The 17723-nt window shown below is 63.4% G+C and carries 16 protein-coding genes and 1 pseudogene; 11 read left to right on the top strand and 6 right to left on the bottom strand.

Going from position 1 to position 17723, the window contains the following annotated elements:
- Window positions 1–72 precede the first annotated feature (72 nt).
- On the top strand, window positions 73–1758 hold the full coding sequence (locus NKH36_RS18380) for a hydantoinase B/oxoprolinase family protein (RefSeq protein WP_352963794.1): 1686 nt from the start codon (window positions 73–75) through the stop codon (window positions 1756–1758).
- Between the two features lie 481 nt (window positions 1759–2239).
- Window positions 2240–3016 (top strand): ABC transporter substrate-binding protein, encoded by a 777-nt coding sequence (locus tag NKH36_RS18375; protein WP_352963791.1) that lies wholly within the window; start codon window positions 2240–2242, stop codon window positions 3014–3016.
- 491 nt (window positions 3017–3507) lie between these two features.
- Here NKH36_RS18375 and NKH36_RS18370 read toward each other — a convergent pair whose 3' ends face one another.
- The 3 genes from NKH36_RS18370 to NKH36_RS18360 form a co-directional block, all read right to left on the bottom strand.
- The gene (locus tag NKH36_RS18370; protein ID WP_352963788.1) at window positions 3508–4164 is read right to left on the bottom strand and encodes a methionine ABC transporter permease; all 657 of its coding nucleotides are present in this window, start codon (window positions 4162–4164) and stop codon (window positions 3508–3510) included.
- Window positions 4145–5239: a methionine ABC transporter ATP-binding protein gene (locus NKH36_RS18365; RefSeq protein ID WP_352963785.1), complete on the bottom strand. Its 1095-nt coding sequence runs from the start codon at window positions 5237–5239 to the stop codon at window positions 4145–4147. The genes NKH36_RS18370 and NKH36_RS18365 overlap by 20 nt, the downstream gene beginning before the upstream one ends.
- 89 nt (window positions 5240–5328) lie before the next feature.
- Window positions 5329–6183 carry a MetQ/NlpA family lipoprotein gene (locus NKH36_RS18360; protein ID WP_352963782.1) on the bottom strand — a complete coding sequence of 285 codons (855 nt, stop codon included), beginning with the start codon at window positions 6181–6183 and terminating at the stop codon, window positions 5329–5331.
- Between the two features lie 396 nt (window positions 6184–6579).
- Between NKH36_RS18360 and NKH36_RS18355 the strand changes: the two genes are divergently transcribed.
- The 7 genes and pseudogenes from NKH36_RS18355 to NKH36_RS18325 all read left to right on the top strand — a co-directional run bounded on the left by NKH36_RS18355 (window position 6580) and on the right by NKH36_RS18325 (window position 14560).
- Window positions 6580–7707: a transporter substrate-binding protein gene (locus NKH36_RS18355; RefSeq protein WP_352963779.1), complete on the top strand. Its 1128-nt coding sequence runs from the start codon at window positions 6580–6582 to the stop codon at window positions 7705–7707.
- Window positions 7704–8306: an ANTAR domain-containing response regulator gene (locus tag NKH36_RS18350; protein ID WP_352963776.1), complete on the top strand. Its 603-nt coding sequence runs from the start codon at window positions 7704–7706 to the stop codon at window positions 8304–8306. Before NKH36_RS18355 ends, NKH36_RS18350 begins: the two co-directional genes overlap by 4 nt.
- Complete coding sequence (locus NKH36_RS18345) at window positions 8284–9192, top strand: ABC transporter permease (protein WP_502912065.1); 909 nt, start codon at window positions 8284–8286, stop codon at window positions 9190–9192. The genes NKH36_RS18350 and NKH36_RS18345 overlap by 23 nt, the downstream gene beginning before the upstream one ends.
- Entirely contained in the window at window positions 9189–10109 is a 921-nt protein-coding gene (locus NKH36_RS18340; protein ID WP_352963773.1) for an ABC transporter permease, read from the top strand. Before NKH36_RS18345 ends, NKH36_RS18340 begins: the two co-directional genes overlap by 4 nt.
- A gap of 91 nt (window positions 10110–10200) precedes the next feature.
- A pseudogene (locus NKH36_RS18335) lies at window positions 10201–11797 on the top strand (ABC transporter substrate-binding protein).
- Window positions 11787–12731 (top strand): acetamidase/formamidase family protein, encoded by a 945-nt coding sequence (locus NKH36_RS18330; protein ID WP_352963770.1) that lies wholly within the window; start codon window positions 11787–11789, stop codon window positions 12729–12731. The pseudogene NKH36_RS18335 and the gene NKH36_RS18330 overlap by 11 nt, the downstream one beginning before the upstream one ends.
- Window positions 12728–14560: an ABC transporter ATP-binding protein gene (locus tag NKH36_RS18325; protein ID WP_352963767.1), complete on the top strand. Its 1833-nt coding sequence runs from the start codon at window positions 12728–12730 to the stop codon at window positions 14558–14560. Before NKH36_RS18330 ends, NKH36_RS18325 begins: the two co-directional genes overlap by 4 nt.
- Window positions 14561–14591: 31 nt before the next feature.
- Here NKH36_RS18325 and NKH36_RS18320 read toward each other — a convergent pair whose 3' ends face one another.
- Complete coding sequence (locus NKH36_RS18320) at window positions 14592–15086, bottom strand: methyltransferase family protein (RefSeq protein ID WP_352963069.1); 495 nt, start codon at window positions 15084–15086, stop codon at window positions 14592–14594.
- A gap of 129 nt (window positions 15087–15215) precedes the next feature.
- Between NKH36_RS18320 and NKH36_RS18315 the strand changes: the two genes are divergently transcribed.
- Together NKH36_RS18315 and NKH36_RS18310 are read left to right on the top strand one after the other, a co-directional pair.
- Window positions 15216–15713, top strand: coding sequence for a MarR family winged helix-turn-helix transcriptional regulator (locus NKH36_RS18315; protein WP_352963071.1), 498 nt, complete (start codon window positions 15216–15218; stop codon window positions 15711–15713).
- A gap of 175 nt (window positions 15714–15888) precedes the next feature.
- Window positions 15889–16179 (top strand): hypothetical protein, encoded by a 291-nt coding sequence (locus NKH36_RS18310; RefSeq protein ID WP_352963073.1) that lies wholly within the window; start codon window positions 15889–15891, stop codon window positions 16177–16179.
- 77 nt (window positions 16180–16256) lie between these two features.
- On the opposite strand, the gene NKH36_RS18305 is transcribed toward NKH36_RS18310, so the two are convergent.
- Together NKH36_RS18305 and NKH36_RS18300 are read right to left on the bottom strand one after the other, a co-directional pair.
- Window positions 16257–16490 (bottom strand): hypothetical protein, encoded by a 234-nt coding sequence (locus NKH36_RS18305; RefSeq protein WP_287209031.1) that lies wholly within the window; start codon window positions 16488–16490, stop codon window positions 16257–16259.
- Between the two features lie 267 nt (window positions 16491–16757).
- Window positions 16758–17594 (bottom strand): hypothetical protein, encoded by an 837-nt coding sequence (locus NKH36_RS18300; RefSeq protein ID WP_352963075.1) that lies wholly within the window; start codon window positions 17592–17594, stop codon window positions 16758–16760.
- Window positions 17595–17723 lie beyond the last annotated feature (129 nt).

Below are 17723 nucleotides of genomic sequence, written 5' to 3'. Positions count from 1 at the left end.
TTCGTCAGAATCCGTATGCCAGCTCTCGGCGTGCAAAATTGACGCCCGCCTCGTCCAATTTGAGGCGCGCGGATGATCACTCTCGACGCCATCACGCTCTCGGTTATCCAGGCGGCGCTGCAGCAGGTCTGCGACGAGATGGACCTGACGTTTTCGCGCGCTGCCTTCTCGCCGGTCATTGCCGAGGCCAATGATCGCTCAGACGGCATCTATTCGGCCGTCGATGGATCGCTGATCGCACAGGGCAGCCAGGGCCTGCCGGTGTTCGTCGGCGTTATGCAGTATTCGACCAGGACGGTGATCGAAATGATCGCCGACGGACGCTGCCTGCCGCCCGAGCCAGGCGACATCTACATCGTCAACGACCCCTATCTCGGCGGCACCCATCTGATGGATGTGCGCTTCGCCATGCCGGTCTACAGGGACGGAAAAATCTTCTGCTGGCTGTCGAATACCGGCCACTGGCCCGATATCGGCGGCTCGGTGCCGGGCGGCTTTTCTGCCTCGGCAACGGCGGTCGAGCAGGAAGGCTTGCGGCTGCCGCCGGTAAAATTGTTCAAGCAGGGCGTGCTCGATCGCGAGATCTACGCCATCATCTGTTCCAACATCAGGGTTGCCGACCAGCGCATCGGCGACATCCGCGCGCAGGCGGCCGCACTGCTGATCGGCCAGGACCGGCTCAACGGAATCCTGGATCGTTACGGAAATGAAACGGTCGTCGAGGCGATTGCCGAACTGCGCCGCCGCGCCGCCGAGCAGATGCGCGCCAACATTTCGGCCATTCCCGACGGCATCTATTGCTCGCAGGCTTTTGTCGATTCCGACGGGGTGGTGAACGCGCCGCTGACCATTGCCCTTGCGGTGGAGAAACAAGGCGACACGCTCAGCTTCGATTTTTCAGGCTCGTCAAAACCTTGCGCTGGGCCGATGAACAGCGTGCTGGCGACGACCTTGTCCTCGGTCTACCTCGCCATGCGTCACATTTTCCCCGACGTGCCGATCAGCGCCGGTGCCTTCGAGCCGCTGATCGTCAAGCGGCCGGAAGGCACTTTCCTCGACGCAAAATATCCGCGCCCGGTATCGGGCTGCGCCGCCGAGGTTTCGCAGCGCATCGCCGAGGCGGTGTTCGCGGCGATGGTGCAGGCGCTGCCGGACAAGGTGACGGCGGCTCCCGCCGGTTCCAGCGGCAATTTCGCGCTCGGCGGCAACGATCCGGCCCGCGGCCGCGACTACGTCATGTATCAGATCTCCGGCGGCGGTTATGGCGGCAATGCCGATCATGACGGCCTGACCAATGGCTGCTCGACCATCGGCATTTCCAAATCGCCGCCGGTCGAGATCATGGAACAGGCGTTTCCGGTGCTCTATCGCCACTATGCCTTGCGCGAGGGCTCGGGCGGCGCCGGCAAGCATCGCGGTGGTTTTGGGCTCGCTTACGAGGTCGAGATCCTGCGCGGCGACGCCCGCGCCTCCTTCGTCATGGACCATGGCCGCTTCGGCCCGCAGGGCGCGCTCGGCGGCAAGGACGGCGCGGTCAACACGGTGACCGTGTTCCGCGACGGCAAGGAACATGTGCCGCCGCACCTCTCCAAGGAGCAGGACATCGCGCTGAAGGCTGGCGACCGCGTGCGCGTCGGCACGCCGGGCGGCGGCGGCTATGGCGATCCCCTGGCGCGCGATCCGGAACTGGTCGCTCGGGATGTCAGGCTGGGATACTATACAGCCGAACAAGCCAAGGACATGTTCGGGACCGGATGAATCCAGAAGACAAATTCAAATGTCGTGTCTGCGGCCTCGATCGATATGCCGTGGGGCGAGAACGGCCGAGAGCCCAGCCACGACATATGTTCTTGTTGTAGCGTGGAGTTCGGCTACGAAGACGACGGCCTCGAAAACTGTTTGTCAATTCGCCGGAATTGGGTGGAAGTTCGGCGATGCAAATGGTTCTCACCGAAGGACCGGCCACTCGATTGGGATATGCCCGCCCAGATCAGGGGCATTCCGCTCGCCTATAAAGGCGCAGAGGACGAGCAACTTATCCAACGATAATCTGCAAGCTGGAGAGCCGCCACAAGGCCTAGCTGCCCTGAGCACGGTGGAGAAGCCGGACCGATAACAGTGCCTCACGGGCGTGCTGGTCTTCTTCGTTCCGCCGTGATCGCCGCAGCGCATGTCGTTTCCGTCTCCGCCGCGCACACAAAGCCCCGTAGACTTGCCCTTATCAACGGAGATCTGGATCATGCGTCTTTTCGGTCGCTTCGTGCTTGCCGCTTCCGTCGCCTTGACTGTCACCACGGGTGCCGCCTCCGCCCAGGACAAGAAACTCAGGCTCGGCACCGAGGGCGCCTATCCGCCCTTCAATTATGCCAATGCCGACGGCACGCTGGGCGGCTTCGACATCGATCTCGGCAAGGCGCTGTGCGCCGAGATGAAGACCGAATGCGAGTTCGTCGTGCAGGATTTCGACGGCTCGATCCCGGCACTGCAGGCGGGCAAGTTCGATGCCATCATCAACATCACCATCACGCCGGAGCGGGCCGAGAAGGTCGACTTCACCCACAAATACTACCAGACGCCGCCGGCCCTCGCGGTGCCGAAGGGTTCGACCATCACCGGCACTTCGCCCGAGGACCTCAAAGGCAAGGCGCTTGGCGTGCAGAGCGCCACGATCCACCAGAATTTCGCCGAGCAGAAATACGCAGGCTCGACCATAAAACCCTATCCGACCGGCGACGACGCCCGCACCGACATGGTCAACGGCCGTCTCGACGCGGTGATGGACGGCTCGATCCTGCTGACCGAATGGCTGAAGGAGCCCGACGGCGCCTGCTGCAAATTGCTCGGCACCCTGGCCCCCGACCCGGCCATCCACGGCCCAGGCGTCGGCATCGCGCTGCAGAAGGGCAACAAGGAACTGGCCGACCAGCTCGATGCGGCGATCGACGCGCTGCGCGCCAACGGCAAATACAAGGAAATCAACGACAAGTATTTTGCCTTCGACGTCTACGGCGAGTAGGCGGAGGCGCTCCGAGCGGAGTGCCTTGGCTTTGTTCAAACGCCCGGGCAATCGCTTCAGGTTTGTGCTGCCCCTCATCGCCCTGCCGGGCACTTCTCCCCCTATAGTGACGGGGAGAAGGAGGCCTTCGCAAAGGGTTTCGCCAATATCAAGAGTTGCAGAAAAAGGTGTCGAGGCTGCGGCCAGCCGTTCTCCCCGTCACTATACGGGGAGAAGGTGCCGGCAGGCGGATGAGGGGCAGCGCCGACATCGACAATTGGTGAAGAGATATCATGCCTGAACGGCGATCCCCTTTTTATAGCAGCATCGTCGGGCTCGGCGCGACGATCGGCCGGGTCGGCTGCCTTCCTCTACTTCGTCATCCCACGGCGAAGCGACGCGGCGCAGACTCCAGGATGACGAAGCGATAGGCGTTTCCGCCAATCGCCAAGGTATACAACGCAAGCACATGTGACCGTCAAACCCCCTGCGCAGTGCTACTAACTGGCTCATCACCCCCTGTGATCCAGCCTGGCCACCAGCCGGTCGCCGGCCCACTGGATGCCACAGACCAGGATGATCAGGACGATGACCACGGCGACCATGACTGACGTCTCGAAGCGCTGGTAGCCATAGCGGATGGCGAGGTCGCCGAGCCCGCCCGCGCCGATGGCGCCGGCCATCGCCGAGGCGCCGATCAGCGTCACCAGCGTGACGGTGAAGCCAGCGACGATGCCGGGCAGGGCTTCCGGCACCAGCACCTCGCGGATGATCGTCCAGCGGTTGCCGCCCATGGCGCGCGCCGCCTCGATCAGCCCGTGGTCGACCTCGCGCAGCGACACTTCGGCGATGCGGGCATAATAGGGCGTGGCCGCGATCGACAGCGGCACGATGGCAGCCCAGGTGCCGATCGAGGTGCCGACGATCAGCCGTGTCACCGGGATCAGCGCGACCAGCAGGATGATGAACGGCACCGAGCGGAAGCCGTTGTTGACAGCGCCGAGAACGCGGTTCACCCACAGGCTTTCGGCGATGCCGCCGCGGTCGCTGGCGACCAGCGCCAGGCCGAGCGGCAGGCCGAAAACCAGCGAAATGAATCCGGATGCGGCCGTCATCAGCATCGTCTCCCAGATCGAACGAAGCAGGAGCTCAAACAGAATTGGCGACATGGCCAAGCACCTCCACCCGCGCCTCGCGGGCCCTCAAAAACGCGGTCACTTGTTCCAGATGATCTGCATCGGCACCCGGCACCGCCAGGAACAGCGTGCCGACAGGCTGCCGCTGGACATGGTCGATGCCGCCATGAACGAGGCGAAACCCGCCCGGCAGGGCGGCGGCGAGGTCGGACAGCAGCGGGCCGCGCGCCGCCTCGCCCGCCACCTCGATTTTCAGGATCGCCTCCGTGCCGGCGCCTCGCGTTAGTCGGCTTGCGATCTCCGCCGTCAATTGCGGCCGGATGCCGCTAAGCAGGCTTTGGGTGATCGCCGACTTCGGATTGGCAAACACCGACCACACCGGCCCTTCCTCGACGATGCGGCCGGCGTCGATCACCGCGACGCGGTCGGCGATCGAGCGGATCACCTCCATCTCGTGGGTGATCAGCAGAATGGTCAGGCCGAGCTGCCGGTTGATGTCTTTCAAAAGCGCAAGGATGGAGCGGGTCGTCTCCGGGTCCAGCGCCGAGGTGGCTTCGTCCGAGAGCAGCAGCGCGGGACGGGCGGCAAGCGCCCTGGCAATGCCGACGCGCTGCTTCTGGCCGCCCGACAGCGATGCCGGATAGGCTTTCGCCTTCTCCGACAGACCGACGAGCTCGAGCAGCTCGGCCGGGCGCGCCAGGCGCTCGGCCCTGGGACGGCCTTCGATCTTGAGCGGCAGCGCGACATTGTCTTCGACGGTCTTGGCCGAAAGCAGGTTGAAGTGCTGGAAGATCATGCCGATGCGCCGCCTGAGCGGCTGCAATTCGCGCTCGCCAAGGCGGCTGATCTCGCGGCCTTCGATGAAGACCTGCCCTGAATCCGGCCGCTCCAGACCGTTGAGGCAGCGGATCAGCGTCGACTTGCCGGCGCCGCTGCGGCCGATGATGCCGAGGACCTCGCCCTTCTGCACAGCGAGCGATACGCCATCGAGCGCCGCGGTCTGGCCGAAGCGCCGCTTCAACTCGACGAGACGCACGACATCGTCCGGCACCTCCAAGGCGCCGATAGAAACCGCGGCGTCGGCGGTCGCGGACAGATGTTGGTTCATGTCAGTTCCTGTTCGGCGATCCACAAATCCGATCGCGGTGCGCGGTAGATAGCGGACCGCTTTTCTGCCGCCTGAGGATCAGCAGTTCATCAATAGGCGCTGAGGCCGGTGCCCTTGTAGACCTTGTCGAATTCGGCCTTCACTGTCTCGTTCTGATAAGAGGCAACGAGCGTCTTTACCCAGGGCTCGTTCTCATTGCCGGCCTTCACTGCGATGAAGTTGCGATACGGATTGTCGGCGATCTGCTCCTGCGCGATGCGGTTTTCGGGGGTCAGGCCGCTTTTCAGCGCCCAATCCGTGTTCACCACCGCCGCGTCGAGATCGTCCACCGAACGCCCGACAATGCCGGCGTCTAACTCCTTGATGACCAGTTTCTTTGGGTTGTCGGCGATGTCGGCCGTTGTCGCCAGGATACCAGTGCCGTCCTTCAGCTTGAGGAGGTCCTCGTTCTGCAGGACGCGCAGCGCGCGGCCTTCATTGGACGGATCGTTCGGCACGCCGATGACGGCGCCCTCGGGCAGGTCGGCGACACCAGTGTATTTCTTGGAATAGAGGCCGATCGGCCAGACCCCGGTATAGCCGACGGGGACGATGTGATAGCCCTGCGTCTTGATCTGGTTGTCGAGATAGGGCTTGTGCTGGAAAGCGTTGGCGTCGATTTCGCCACGCTCAAGCGCCTCGTTGGGCTGGGTGTAATCGTTGAACACCACGGTCTCGATCGTCAGCCCTTTTTCGGCCGCCTGCGCGGTGACGACGCGCCATACGTCTTCATCCTCGCCGCTGATGATGCCGACCTTGATCGCCTTCTTGTCCTCAGCGAAGGCCGAACCGGGCGCAGCCAAACCGGCAATTGCGACAGCCGAAGCGAAAAGTAATGCAAGACCTGTGCGTCGGGTTATATTTGCTGAAAAGGGCGACCGCAAAGTGTTGGTGTTCTTGATCATGATGAATCCCATCCGTTGTTAGATCATGGTGGCCAAGCAAAGCGCGAAGCCTTGTGCACAGCATCGGGTATGCTGGCCGCCGGATCAAAGAACCGCGTTTCTCGCCAAATACGCTGCCGGGAATATTCTCTCAAAGATTCTGCCATTGCGAGCACAGGGGCGCTTACCGCGGGTATCGTGTAGGCGGGGCACGCCATTTTTCCGCGGGACCCCTTCGCGCAGCCAGACGCAACGCCGTCGCTTTCCCCGCTCTCACTTTTCCCGCTTGACTGACCCGCCGTACCGAATACGCTAATGGGGAAAATACCGGCTCCGACCGCCGGGCGGCAAAAATGCCTCGTATGCCTCGCCTTCCGCGGCGGCGGCTGCGGGGCATTGTTATTTTTGGGGATTTGCTTGGGACGGCGTATCGAAATCGGCATCCTTTACTCGCGGTCGGGCAACTACCGCCTGCTGTCCGAATCCTGCCGTTCCGGTGCGATGACGGCCATCGCCGACATCAATGCCGATCCCGCCATCCCGATCGAATTCGTTCCGGTGGAGCGCGACCCGCAAGGCAACATCGATGGCTACGCGACGGGCTGCGCCGATATTCTCGCCAACAGCAGCGCGCGCCACATCATTGGCTGCATCACGTCGTGGAGCCGTAAGGAGGTCATTCCGATCCTCGAGCGCGCCGGCGGCACGCTCTGGTACGCCTGCCCCTATGAGGGCTTCGAAGCAAACGAGCATGTCGTCTACATGCACGCTTGCCCGAACCAGCACCTCGTCCCGCTGCTGGCCCATGTCGTGCCGCGCTTCGGCGCCAACGGCTTCCTGCTCGGCTCGAACTATATCTGGGGCTGGGAAACCAACCGTGTCGCCCGCGACCTTATCGCCGACGCCGGCGGCAAGGTTTTGGGCGAACGCTATCTGCCGCTCGGCGAGGTCGATGTCTCCAGGCTGATCGCCGAGATCCAGGCGACCCGGCCGGAGTTCGTCCTGAACAACCTGATCGGCTCCTCGTCCTATGCCTTCATCGCGGCCTATGCCGAACTTGCCGAACGCGACCCGCATTTCAGGCCGGAGCGCTGCCCGATCCTGTCCTGCAATCTGACCGAAAGCGAGTTGCCGGCGCTCAACGAGGCGGGTAATGGCCACCTTTCCGTCGGGCCGTACTTTCACGACATCTCGGCAGCGGATCGCCAGGGCGATTCGGCGCCCTCCGTCGTGCCTGCCTCGTCCTTCGAGGCGGCCGCCTATGCCTCGGTGCGGACGCTTGCCGAGATCCTCGCCCGCAATCCCGGCGCACAATGGCCGGACCTTCCCCAGGCCTTTGCCGGAACCTCGTTTCGAACCCCGCTCGGCGACATATCCATCGATCCGCAAACCCAGCACGCCACCTTGCCGGTGCAGATCGGGCGCATAGAGGGGACCGCATTCAAGACCGTCACGCTGACCAAGAGTGTCGCGCCCGATCCCTATCTGTCCCGCTATGACCGAACCGAGACGTTCGGCCGGCCTCGCCTGAGGGTGGTGTCGTGAGCAAGGTCCCGCGCATCCCGAATCTCGGCGGCGCCAGGGCCTTTGTCCTGCATCGTCCGCATCCGACGGTGCAGGCGATTACGCGGCAACTGTCGGCCATCGGCCTCGAGACGGTCGGCTGCTGGCCGGAGCTGCCGGCCGAGGCGCTGGCGGCGGACTTCGTCTTCTTCGATGCCGATCTCGGCTTCGACGAACAATTCCCGTGGACGCCGGGCGAGGCGCCGATGCCGCTGGTGGCGCTGATCGGCTCCGAAGCGCCAGGCCGCATCGAGTGGGCGCTGTCGCACAAGGCCGACGCCCAATTGCTGAAGCCGGTCGGCAATGCCGGCGTCTATAGCGCCCTTTTGATCGCGCGGCAGAGTTTCGAGGCGCGCAAGCTTTTGGCAAGCGAGATATCGTCGCTTCGCCTGCGCGTCGCGGAGCGCCAGACCATCGTGCGCGCAGTGGAGGCCTTGTCGAAAGGCGCCGAGGACGGCCGCGCCTATGCGCAGCTGCGGTCGCTGGCGATGAGCTGGCAGATCAGCGTCGAAGAGGCCGCGCGCAGGATCGTGGCAATGACGGAAGAAGAAGGTGGCGATGACCAGTCCCATCGCGCCTGACCTTCCGGCAACCGGGCGCATGCCGGCCGGGCCGCGCGCCGGCGTCTGGCGGCGCCTGGTCAAGCGTCCTTTGGCATTGATCGGCCTGGTGATCGTAGCCGTCGTCTTGGCTGGCGCCATCCTGGCGCCGTGGCTGACGGGCTACGATCCAAACGAGCAGATGTTCGACGGGCTGACGCTTGAAGGCGCGCCCTTGCCGCCGAACGCCAGCTTCTGGCTGGGCACGGATCTGCTCGGCCGCGATCTGCTGACCCGCATCCTTTTCGGCGCACGCACCTCGCTGATCATCGGCATCGTCGCCAACGGCGTGGCGCTTTTGATCGGCACGCTGGTCGGCGTCACCGCGGGCTATTTCCGCGGCTGGATCGGCGGCGCGCTGATGCGATTCACCGATCTGATGATGGCCTTCCCGGCGCTGCTGCTCGCCATCTGCCTGGCGGCGGTGCTCCAGCCGAGCCTGTGGATCGTTGCCATGGTGATCGCACTGGTGAACTGGGTGCAGACCGCGCGGGTCATCTACACCGAGACCAGCTCGCTCGCCGAGCGCGAGTTCATCGACGCCGAGCGTACGATCGGTGCCAGCGCGCCACGCATCCTGTTTCGCCATATCCTGCCGCATCTGCTGCCGACGATCATCGTCTGGGGCACGCTCGGCATCTCGACCACGGTGCTGCTCGAAGCAACGCTCAGCTATCTCGGCATTGGCGTGCAGCCGCCGACCGCCTCCTGGGGCAACATCATTTTCGAGAACCAGACCTATTTCCAGGCAGCGCCCTGGCTGGTCTTCTTTCCAGGTGCGGCGATCCTGGCGCTGGCGCTGGCCTTCAACCTCATCGGCGATGCGCTGCGCGACGTCCTCGATCCGACGCAAAGGGGCCGAGCATGATCGCCTATCTCGGCCGCCGTATCATTCAATCGCTGCTCATCCTGCTGGGCGTCTCGCTGATCACCTTTGCGCTGCTCTACCTGCTGCCCGCCGACCCCGTCCGCCAGATCGCCGGCCGCAGCGCCACGCCCGAAACGGTCGAGAACATCCGCCGGCAGCTCGGCCTCGATCAGCCCTTCTTCATCCAGTACTGGCACTATCTGACCAGCCTGCTCAGCGGCGATCTCGGTCGCTCCTACATCCAGCGTTCCGAGGTCACGGAGCTCATCGTCTCGCGGCTGCCGGCGAGCCTGCTGCTGATGATCGGCGCCATCCTTTGCGAGCTGGTGATCGGCCTGACGATGGGTCTGCTTGCCGCCGTCAGGCGCGGCACCGCCACCGACCAGACGCTGATGGTCGCGTCCTTTGTCGGCGTCTCAGCACCGCAATTCGTCGTCGGCCTGCTGCTCCTTTATGTATTCGCCGTGCGGCTCGGCTGGTTTCCGATCGGCGGCTACGGCACCTGGCGCCATCTGGTGCTGCCCTCGCTGACCATGGGCATACTCGGCGCCGGCTGGTACGCCCGCATGATGCGCTCGTCGATGATCGACGTGCTGCGGCAGGACTATATGCGGACCGCGCGCGCCAAGGGCCTTGCGCGCGGCGCCATCATCTTCCGCCACGCACTTCCCAACGCCATCCTGCCGGTCATCGCCATGATCGGCATCGACATCGGCATCTTCATGGGCGGCATCGTGGTGGTCGAAAGCGTGTTCGGCTGGCCCGGCATCGGCCAGCTTGCCTGGCAGGCCATCCAGCGCGTCGACATTCCGATCATCATGGGCGTCACCCTGGTTTCGGCCTTCGCCATCGTGCTCGGCAATCTCCTGGCCGACACCGTCGCTCCATTTATCGATCCGCGGATCAAGCTCAGATGAAACCAAAAAAAGACCGGTAACAACCAGAGAAAGGGAACATGAGATGAAGAAATTCTTGACCTCCACCGTTGCGGTATCGGCGCTCGCGCTGATGCTCGGCATGGCAAGCGCCCGCGCCGAAGACGCCGTCGATCCGAACGCCAAGCCGGGCGGCGCGATCACCATCACCTACAAGGACGACGTCGCCACGCTCGATCCGGCCATCGGCTATGACTGGCAGAACTGGTCGATGATCAAGAGCCTGTTCGACGGGCTGATGGACTACGAGCCGGGCACCACCAACCTGCGGCCCGACCTCGCCGAGAGCTACGAGATCGCGCCCGACGGCAAGACCTTCACCTTCAAGCTGCGCCAAGGGGTGAAGTTCCACAATGGCCGCGAGATGACTGCTGACGACGTGAAATATTCGCTTGATCGCGTCACCAATCCGAAGACGCAGAGCCCGGGCGCCGGCTTCTTCGGGTCGATCAAGGGCCATGAGGATGTCGCTGCCGGCAAGGCGGAAAGCCTGGCGGGCGTCACCGTCGTCGACCCCTACACGATCAAGTTCGAACTGACCCGGCCCGATGCCACCTTCCTGCACGTCATGGCCATCAACTTCTCGCATGTCGTGCCGAAGGAGGAGGTCGAGAAATACGGCGCGGACTTCGGCAAGCATCCGGTCGGCACAGGGGCTTTCAAGTTCGCCGAATGGACGCTCGGCCAGCGCGTCGTCTTCGAGCGCAACCCGGATTACTGGCACAAGGGCCTGCCGCATCTCGACAAGATCACCTTCGAGATCGGGCAGGAGCCGATCGTGGCGCTGCTGCGGCTGCAGAAGGGCGAGATCGACATTCCCGGCGACGGCATTCCGCCGGCCAAGTTCCAGGAGGTGATGGCCGATCCCGAGCAGAAGGCCCGCGTCGTCGAGGGCGGCCAGTTGCACACCGGCTACATCACCATGAACACCACCATGGCGCCCTTCGACAATGTGAAGGTGCGGCAAGCGGTCAACATGGCGATCAACAAGGACCGTATCGTTCAGCTGATCAACAACCGTGCGGTGCCGGCCAACCAGCCGCTGCCGCCATCGATGCCCGGCTACGACAAGGAATTCAAGGGCTATCCCTATGACGTGGCCAAGGCCAAGGCTTTGCTTGCCGAGGCCGGTCATCCCGATGGTTTCGACACGCAGCTGTTCGCCATGAACACCGATCCCAACCCGCGCATCGCCCAGGCGATCCAGCAGGATCTGGCGGCCGTCGGCATCAAGGCCAGCATCCAGTCGCTCGCGCAGGCCAACGTCATCGCAGCCGGCGGCGACAAGGCCGGCGCGCCGATGATCTGGTCCGGCGGCATGGCCTGGATCGCCGATTTCCCCCGATCCGTCGAACTTCTACGGGCCGATCCTCGGCTGCGCCGGCGCGGTTCCGGGCGGCTGGAACTGGTCGTGGTACTGCAACAAGGATCTCGACGCCAAGGCGGCGGAGGCCGACTCGGTCGTCGACCCGGCCAAATCAGGCGAACGTGCCAAGATGTGGAGCGCGATCTACGGCAAGATCATGGAAGACGCGCCCTGGGCGCCGGTCTTCAACGAGCAGCGCTTCACCATGAAATCCCCCCGGATGGGCGGCGCCGACAATCTCTATGTCGACCCCGTCCATATCCCGATCAACTATGACAATGTGTATGTGACCGATGTGCAATAACTGCGACTACACCATCCACGGGCGCCATCATCATTTCGGCTGGGACAATTCCTTTGTCCCGGCTGAGCGGGTGGCGCCCGGTTCGACGATCGAGTTCCAGTGCCTTGATTCGTCGGGTGGCCAGCTTCAGGCCGACAGCACCGTTGCCGATGTCGCCAAGCTCGACTTTGAGAGGATCAACCCGGTGACCGGGCCGATCTTCGTCGACGGTGCTGAGCCGGGCGATGCGCTGAAGGTGACGATCGAGATGTTCAAGCCGTCCGGCTTCGGCTGGACGGGGAACATTCCGGGGTTCGGCCTGCTCGCCGACGACTTCCCGGAACCGGCGCTGAACATCTGGACATACGACGCCGTCTCGCTCGAGCCGGCGCTGTTCGGCAGGCAAGCCCGCGTGCCGCTGAAACCCTTTGCCGGCACCATCGGCAACGCGCTGGCTGAAATGGGCCTTCACTCGGTGGTGCCGCCAAGGCGCGTCGGCGGCAATCTCGACATTCGCGATCTCGCGGCCGGCACCACGCTCTATCTGCCGGTGGAGGTGGCCGGTGCGCTGTTTTCGGTTGGCGACACGCATGCCGCGCAGGGCGACGGCGAAGTATGCGGCACGGCGATCGAAAGCCCGATGGATGTCGTGCTCAAGCTCGACCTGGTTAAGGATGCGCGGCTGAAGACACCGCGCTTCACCACGCCTGGCCCGGTGACGCGCCATCTCGACGCCAAGGGCTATGAGGTGACGACCGGCATCGGACCGGACCTGATGACGGGCGCCAGGGAAGCGGTCTCCCAGATGATCGACCTGCTTGCCGGCCGCTACGGAATGGACCCGGTCGAGGCCTACATGCTGGTTTCGGTCTGCGGCGATCTCCGGATCAGCGAGATCGTCGATATGCCGAACTGGGTGGTGTCGTTCTACTTCCCGCGATGCGTCTTCGAATGAGCAAAGGCGCAGGCAATAAGCGGATCGGGGTTTTTGCCCCGACCGTTTCGACTACGGCTGGTTCGGTGCTGGAAATCTCCGGCCTCTCCGTCAGCGTGCGTGGCGAAGATGGCGAGCGGCCTGTTGTATCAGACCTATCGCTCACGCTTGCGCGCGGCGAGACGCTTTGCATTGCTGGTGAATCTGGTTCCGGCAAATCGATGACCGCGCTGGCGGTCATGCAGTTGCTGCCGCAGCCCGCCGCCCGGATAGAATCCGGCACGATCCGGCTTCGCGATATCGATCGGAGCGACATCGATCTGGCGGGGCTCGATGAGCGTCGGATGCGCCGCATTCGCGGCGACCGCATCGCGATGATCTTCCAGGAGCCGATGACCTCGCTCAATCCGGTGCTGTCGATCGGCCGGCAGCTGGTCGAGTCCATCGAGGCCCATACCGGCCTGTCCCGCGCCGAGGCGCGCCGGCGCGCCATCGAGGCGCTGAAGGCTGTCCGCATCCCGGAAGCCGAAAGCCGGCTAAAACAGTTTCCGCACGAACTGTCCGGCGGCATGCGCCAGCGCGTGATGATCGCCATGGCGCTGGCACTGAAGCCGGATGTGCTGATCGCCGACGAGCCGACGACGGCACTCGATGTCACCGTGCAAGGCGAGGTGCTGGAACTGCTGCGCGATCTGCAGCGCGAACACGGCACCAGCGTCATCCTCATCACCCACGACATGGGCGTGGTTGCCGAAATGGCCGATCGCGTCGTTATCATGCGGCACGGCCGCATGGTCGAGCAGGGAACAGCCGCCGATATCTTTGCCCGCCCGCAAGCCGACTACACGCGCGAGCTGCTCGCTGCCGTGCCGCGCATTGGTACCGGCGTCGGCCGCCAAAAATCCGCCGAACAAAAATCCGTCGAAGCGGAAATGCCCGCAAGCGTGGCGGTGGTCAACGATCTGCATGTCCATTTCGACCTGCGCGGTGGCTTCTTCGGCCAAGTGAACCGCCGTGTCCACGCCGTCGAAGGCATCAGCTTTTCGATCGCGCCGCACGAGACGCTGGCGCTGGTCGGCGAATCCGGCTGCGGCAAGTCGACCACCGCCAAGGCGCTGGCCGGGCTTGTGCCCTACCACGGCGATATCGTGATCGGCGGGCGCAATCTGGCGGGCCTTGGCCGTGACCAGCGCAAGGCGGTTCGCCGCGACGTGCAGATGATTTTCCAGGATCCCTATGCCTCGCTCGACCCGCGCATGCGCGTCGGCGACCTCGTTGCCGAGCCGCTGTTGATCCATGGCATCGCCTCGAAGGAAGAGCGCAGCCAGCTTGTGGCGACGCTGTTCGAACGCGTCGGCCTGTCGGCCGACCAGATGGAGCTTTATCCGCACGAATTCTCGGGCGGCCAGCGCCAGCGTATCTGCATCGCCCGCGCTCTGGCGCTCAGGCCCAAGCTCATCATCGCCGACGAAAGCGTTTCGGCGCTCGACGTGTCGGTGCAGGCCCGCGTGCTCGACCTGCTGAAGGAACTGCAGCGCGAATTCGGCATCGCCTATCTGTTCATCTCGCACGACATGGCGGTGGTCGAGAACATTTCCGATCGTGTCGCCGTCATGTATCTCGGCCAGATCGTCGAAATGGGCACCCGCGACCAAGTCTTTTCGAACCCGCGCCATCCCTACACGAAGCGCTTGATCGAGGCCGTGCCGGTGCCCGATCCGGCAAAGCGCCGGCCGCGTTTCGCGCGTCTCGATCAGGAGATCCCGAGCCCGACTCGAAAAATCGGCGAGGACCCGCCGAAACTGGCCCTGAAGGATCTTGGCAGCGGTCATCTCGTTGCTGTTTCCTGAGGCTCGCAACACCACGGCTTTCCTGCGACGCTCAGAGCCACCGCCGCACGGTTTGCCTGTAGTCGCGATAGGCATCGCCGAAACGCCGCTCGAGGTAGGCCTCCTCGCGGGCGACGACGCCGTAGCGGATCAGGATCGCCAGCGGCAGCGTGAGGACAAGGATCCAGATATTCTGCGCGGCCACGCCGATGCCGCCATAGATGAGGAACATGCCGAGGTAGATCGGATTGCGCGTCCATCCGTGGATGCCGGTCGTCACCAGCACGCGCGTCGGCTCATTCGTCGGCACCGGCGTCGTCGCGCGGGTGAAGTTGCGAATGCCCGCGGCGAAAAGCACAAAACCGATCACGATCAGCGAGCCGCCGATGATCCAGGTGACCAGGTCATTCCTGGGAATCGGGAACGGCAAGCGCAGCAGGCGATCAAGGACGAAGCCGATCAGCAGAGCAGCAAGAAAGAGCAGCGGCGGTCTCGCGATGACACCTGCGGTTCCGCTGTCGGTTTGCCCAGCCGGGTCCATTGCCATGTCTGCTCCCGCAAATGCTGGAGGGCTACGAAGCTCACAGCTACCTATAATGACAACTAAGGTGTCACTCTAGAAGTTGACAACAAGGGTGTCAATCGCAGAAATTCGCAAGACAAAAGGAAGGAAGCGATGGCGTCGGCAAGACACGACCAGAGGACCGGGGCGGACCCCGTCGCTGACGGCAAGGCCGAGGCGATCACCGAGCTGATGCTCGAAGTGGCCCAGTGCTTCTTCAGGATACGGGCTCTCGGCCAGAAGACCGGCCTCATCACCAGTTGGGGCGGCGGTGCGTTCGGCTTCATGCGAAGCCTCGCGCTGCTTGGTCCGCTCACCGTGCCGCAGGTCGCCCAGATGCGGCCCACCAGCCGTCAGCGCATGCAGCGGCTGGCGGATGAGCTCGCGGCTGAGGGGCTCGTCGAATTCATCGACAATCCAAAACACCGGCGCTCGAAGCTTGTGCAGCTGACGCGCAAAGGCGCCGCGCGCTACGACGAGCTGAACGCCCAGTTGATAGCGATCGCCTCGACCATGGGCGTCGCACTCGGCGAAGCGGATATCCGCAAGACCGTCGAGATCGTGCGGCAGCTGAGCGACGATGTGAAACTGCGCTCGGAGCGGCTGGGCTGACGCAAAGGCTGCGGCGGCGCCATTGAAGCGATCCCCGATGCTTGAGCGATGAGCTCGCCGGCCGTTTGCCGCTTCCGTCCGCCCGCCGGCGGACGTTGCCAACCGGAACCTCTGTGAGGCTGAGGCGTTCGAAGCGCAAAAGCTGAGAGCTGCGCCACCGCAAAAGAGTACTGCAATGGCTCAGAAGATAACCACAGGCACGAACGACCGGCCACGCAACGAAACCATATCCGGCGAACCCGATGACAGCAGCCCGCCGCTTGCAGTCGACGAGACCGCCGCCCGGCTAGGAAAGCAGATGCAAGGCAAACCCTGGCAATTTGGCGAAGCCAATCCCGACGCGCCAGGCATTCCAGGCGCCGGCGTGATTATTTGTCGCCGCTGCGCCGGGACAGGCATGATCGACGGCCGCACCTGCCCCGAATGCGGCGGAACCGGAAAGGTGACGACGCCGATAGGCGGCTGAGGCGGTCAAGACAGCGATCGCGTTTCGCGGCAACCTCGATCACCGAAGCGCCAAGAGGCCGATGCAAATTGCGCGGATCAGATCGCTGGCACCCACTTCCAGAACACGCCCTCCATCCGTTCCGGATAGTGCTTGAACTCGCATTCAAAGCGCCATCCGTAAGCCTTGGCGGCCGCCAGTGCTGCCGGGCTGACCGGGTTCATGCCCGTTCCCGGCGCGAACCAGTCCTCCAGCAAGTCGTCGGGAACGTAGGCGCCGATCCTCAAGGGCAGCTTTTCGAGGACGACATCCATTTCGTCAGGTGCGGACAATGGGTCTCTCCTTCAGGTCCAACTACGAACAAGTCATTCGCAGCCGATTGGGTTCCATACTAGCGCTGAGATCGAGGGTGAGCTTGATGGGCGGGCAAGAGTGGATTCGGCGGCCGGCTTTATGGAAATAGGAGGATCGCAGATCGTGCCGCCCCGAGAGATGGCTGATGTGTCCGGAATGGACCCCGCAAGTTTCGGCGCGCCGGACGAGATGAAACTGCGCACTCCTATGTTATTGTTTGTGCAAGACAATTCTAAAACATATTTCTACGCTGGAGCCCTAGCCTCTCCACCGGTCGCGTTTTGCAGATGGAGCCGAACGGCGGCAAGAATCGCGCTTACCCGCGTTCCCAGGATAACCTTTTCCTTGGCATGACCCTCGATAAACAACGCGGCAAGTTTGGGCCCAAAGGGCGCGCTGAGGGCATCAGGTGATATTTTGCCAAGGTCAACGATCGCGCCTCCACTGCAGCCGTGCATATCAGTTGCGCTCACCTTCTTGCCGTGCTCGTCCCTGACGTACTTGGCATTGTAATCCACTAAGATATGAAACTCGTCCTTAGCGATTTTAGGCAGTTGGGCGGCAGGCTTTCCCGTGCTTGTGTAGGGTAGCAGCATGGGGGTTACCTTGGGCCCCTTGTGCGGCTTCACTCTGTTTTTCGAATTGGGATAACCAAGGCAGGTGTAGGTTCGGCCTTCGGTGGAAACGCCCGACCGGCTGATGTCCGCTTCCGTTACGAATTTTGCGGCCGACAGCTTTGCCAACAGATCGGCATCGAGACGAGCAATCGCAAAGTCCGCGTGGTCGCTCCCGCGATTGCCATCGGGCGAGGTGGTTACAAGTGCCTCGAACTGCAAGAGCGCGAACTTATCTGCCCCCAGGTAGAGGGACGTGCCCTGGTTGTGGTCGACGACATGGGCAGCGGTCAGCAAAAAGTGGCCTTCCGGTAGCTCAAGAAGCAATGCTGTACCGATGTGATCGGGAGCGCCCTTGTCGGTCACGCCATAGATTGGCCTTACCGCGTCCCGGAATTTGGCGAGCGCGGCCTTCGCCGCATCGTCAAGGTACTCGCGTGTAATCTCGTTGATCGTTTTGATGGCCATGCCATTTGTGCTTTCGCGTAAGCGTTCTGCCTGCTTCGTCTGGAGTCGTCCGTCGCCTCACCCGACGAGGGCGACGGCGATACAGACGAGAAGCCTGCTTTGGTGGTGTGTTCCAGAGCCTCTTCTTGC

Origin of the sequence: Mesorhizobium sp. M1312 (assembly GCF_040318115.1) — a bacterium.
Taxonomy (GTDB): domain Bacteria; phylum Pseudomonadota; class Alphaproteobacteria; order Rhizobiales; family Rhizobiaceae; genus Mesorhizobium.
The sequence above is the reverse complement of the archived record's forward strand: the minus strand, read 5'-3'. Positions and strand labels throughout refer to the sequence as shown.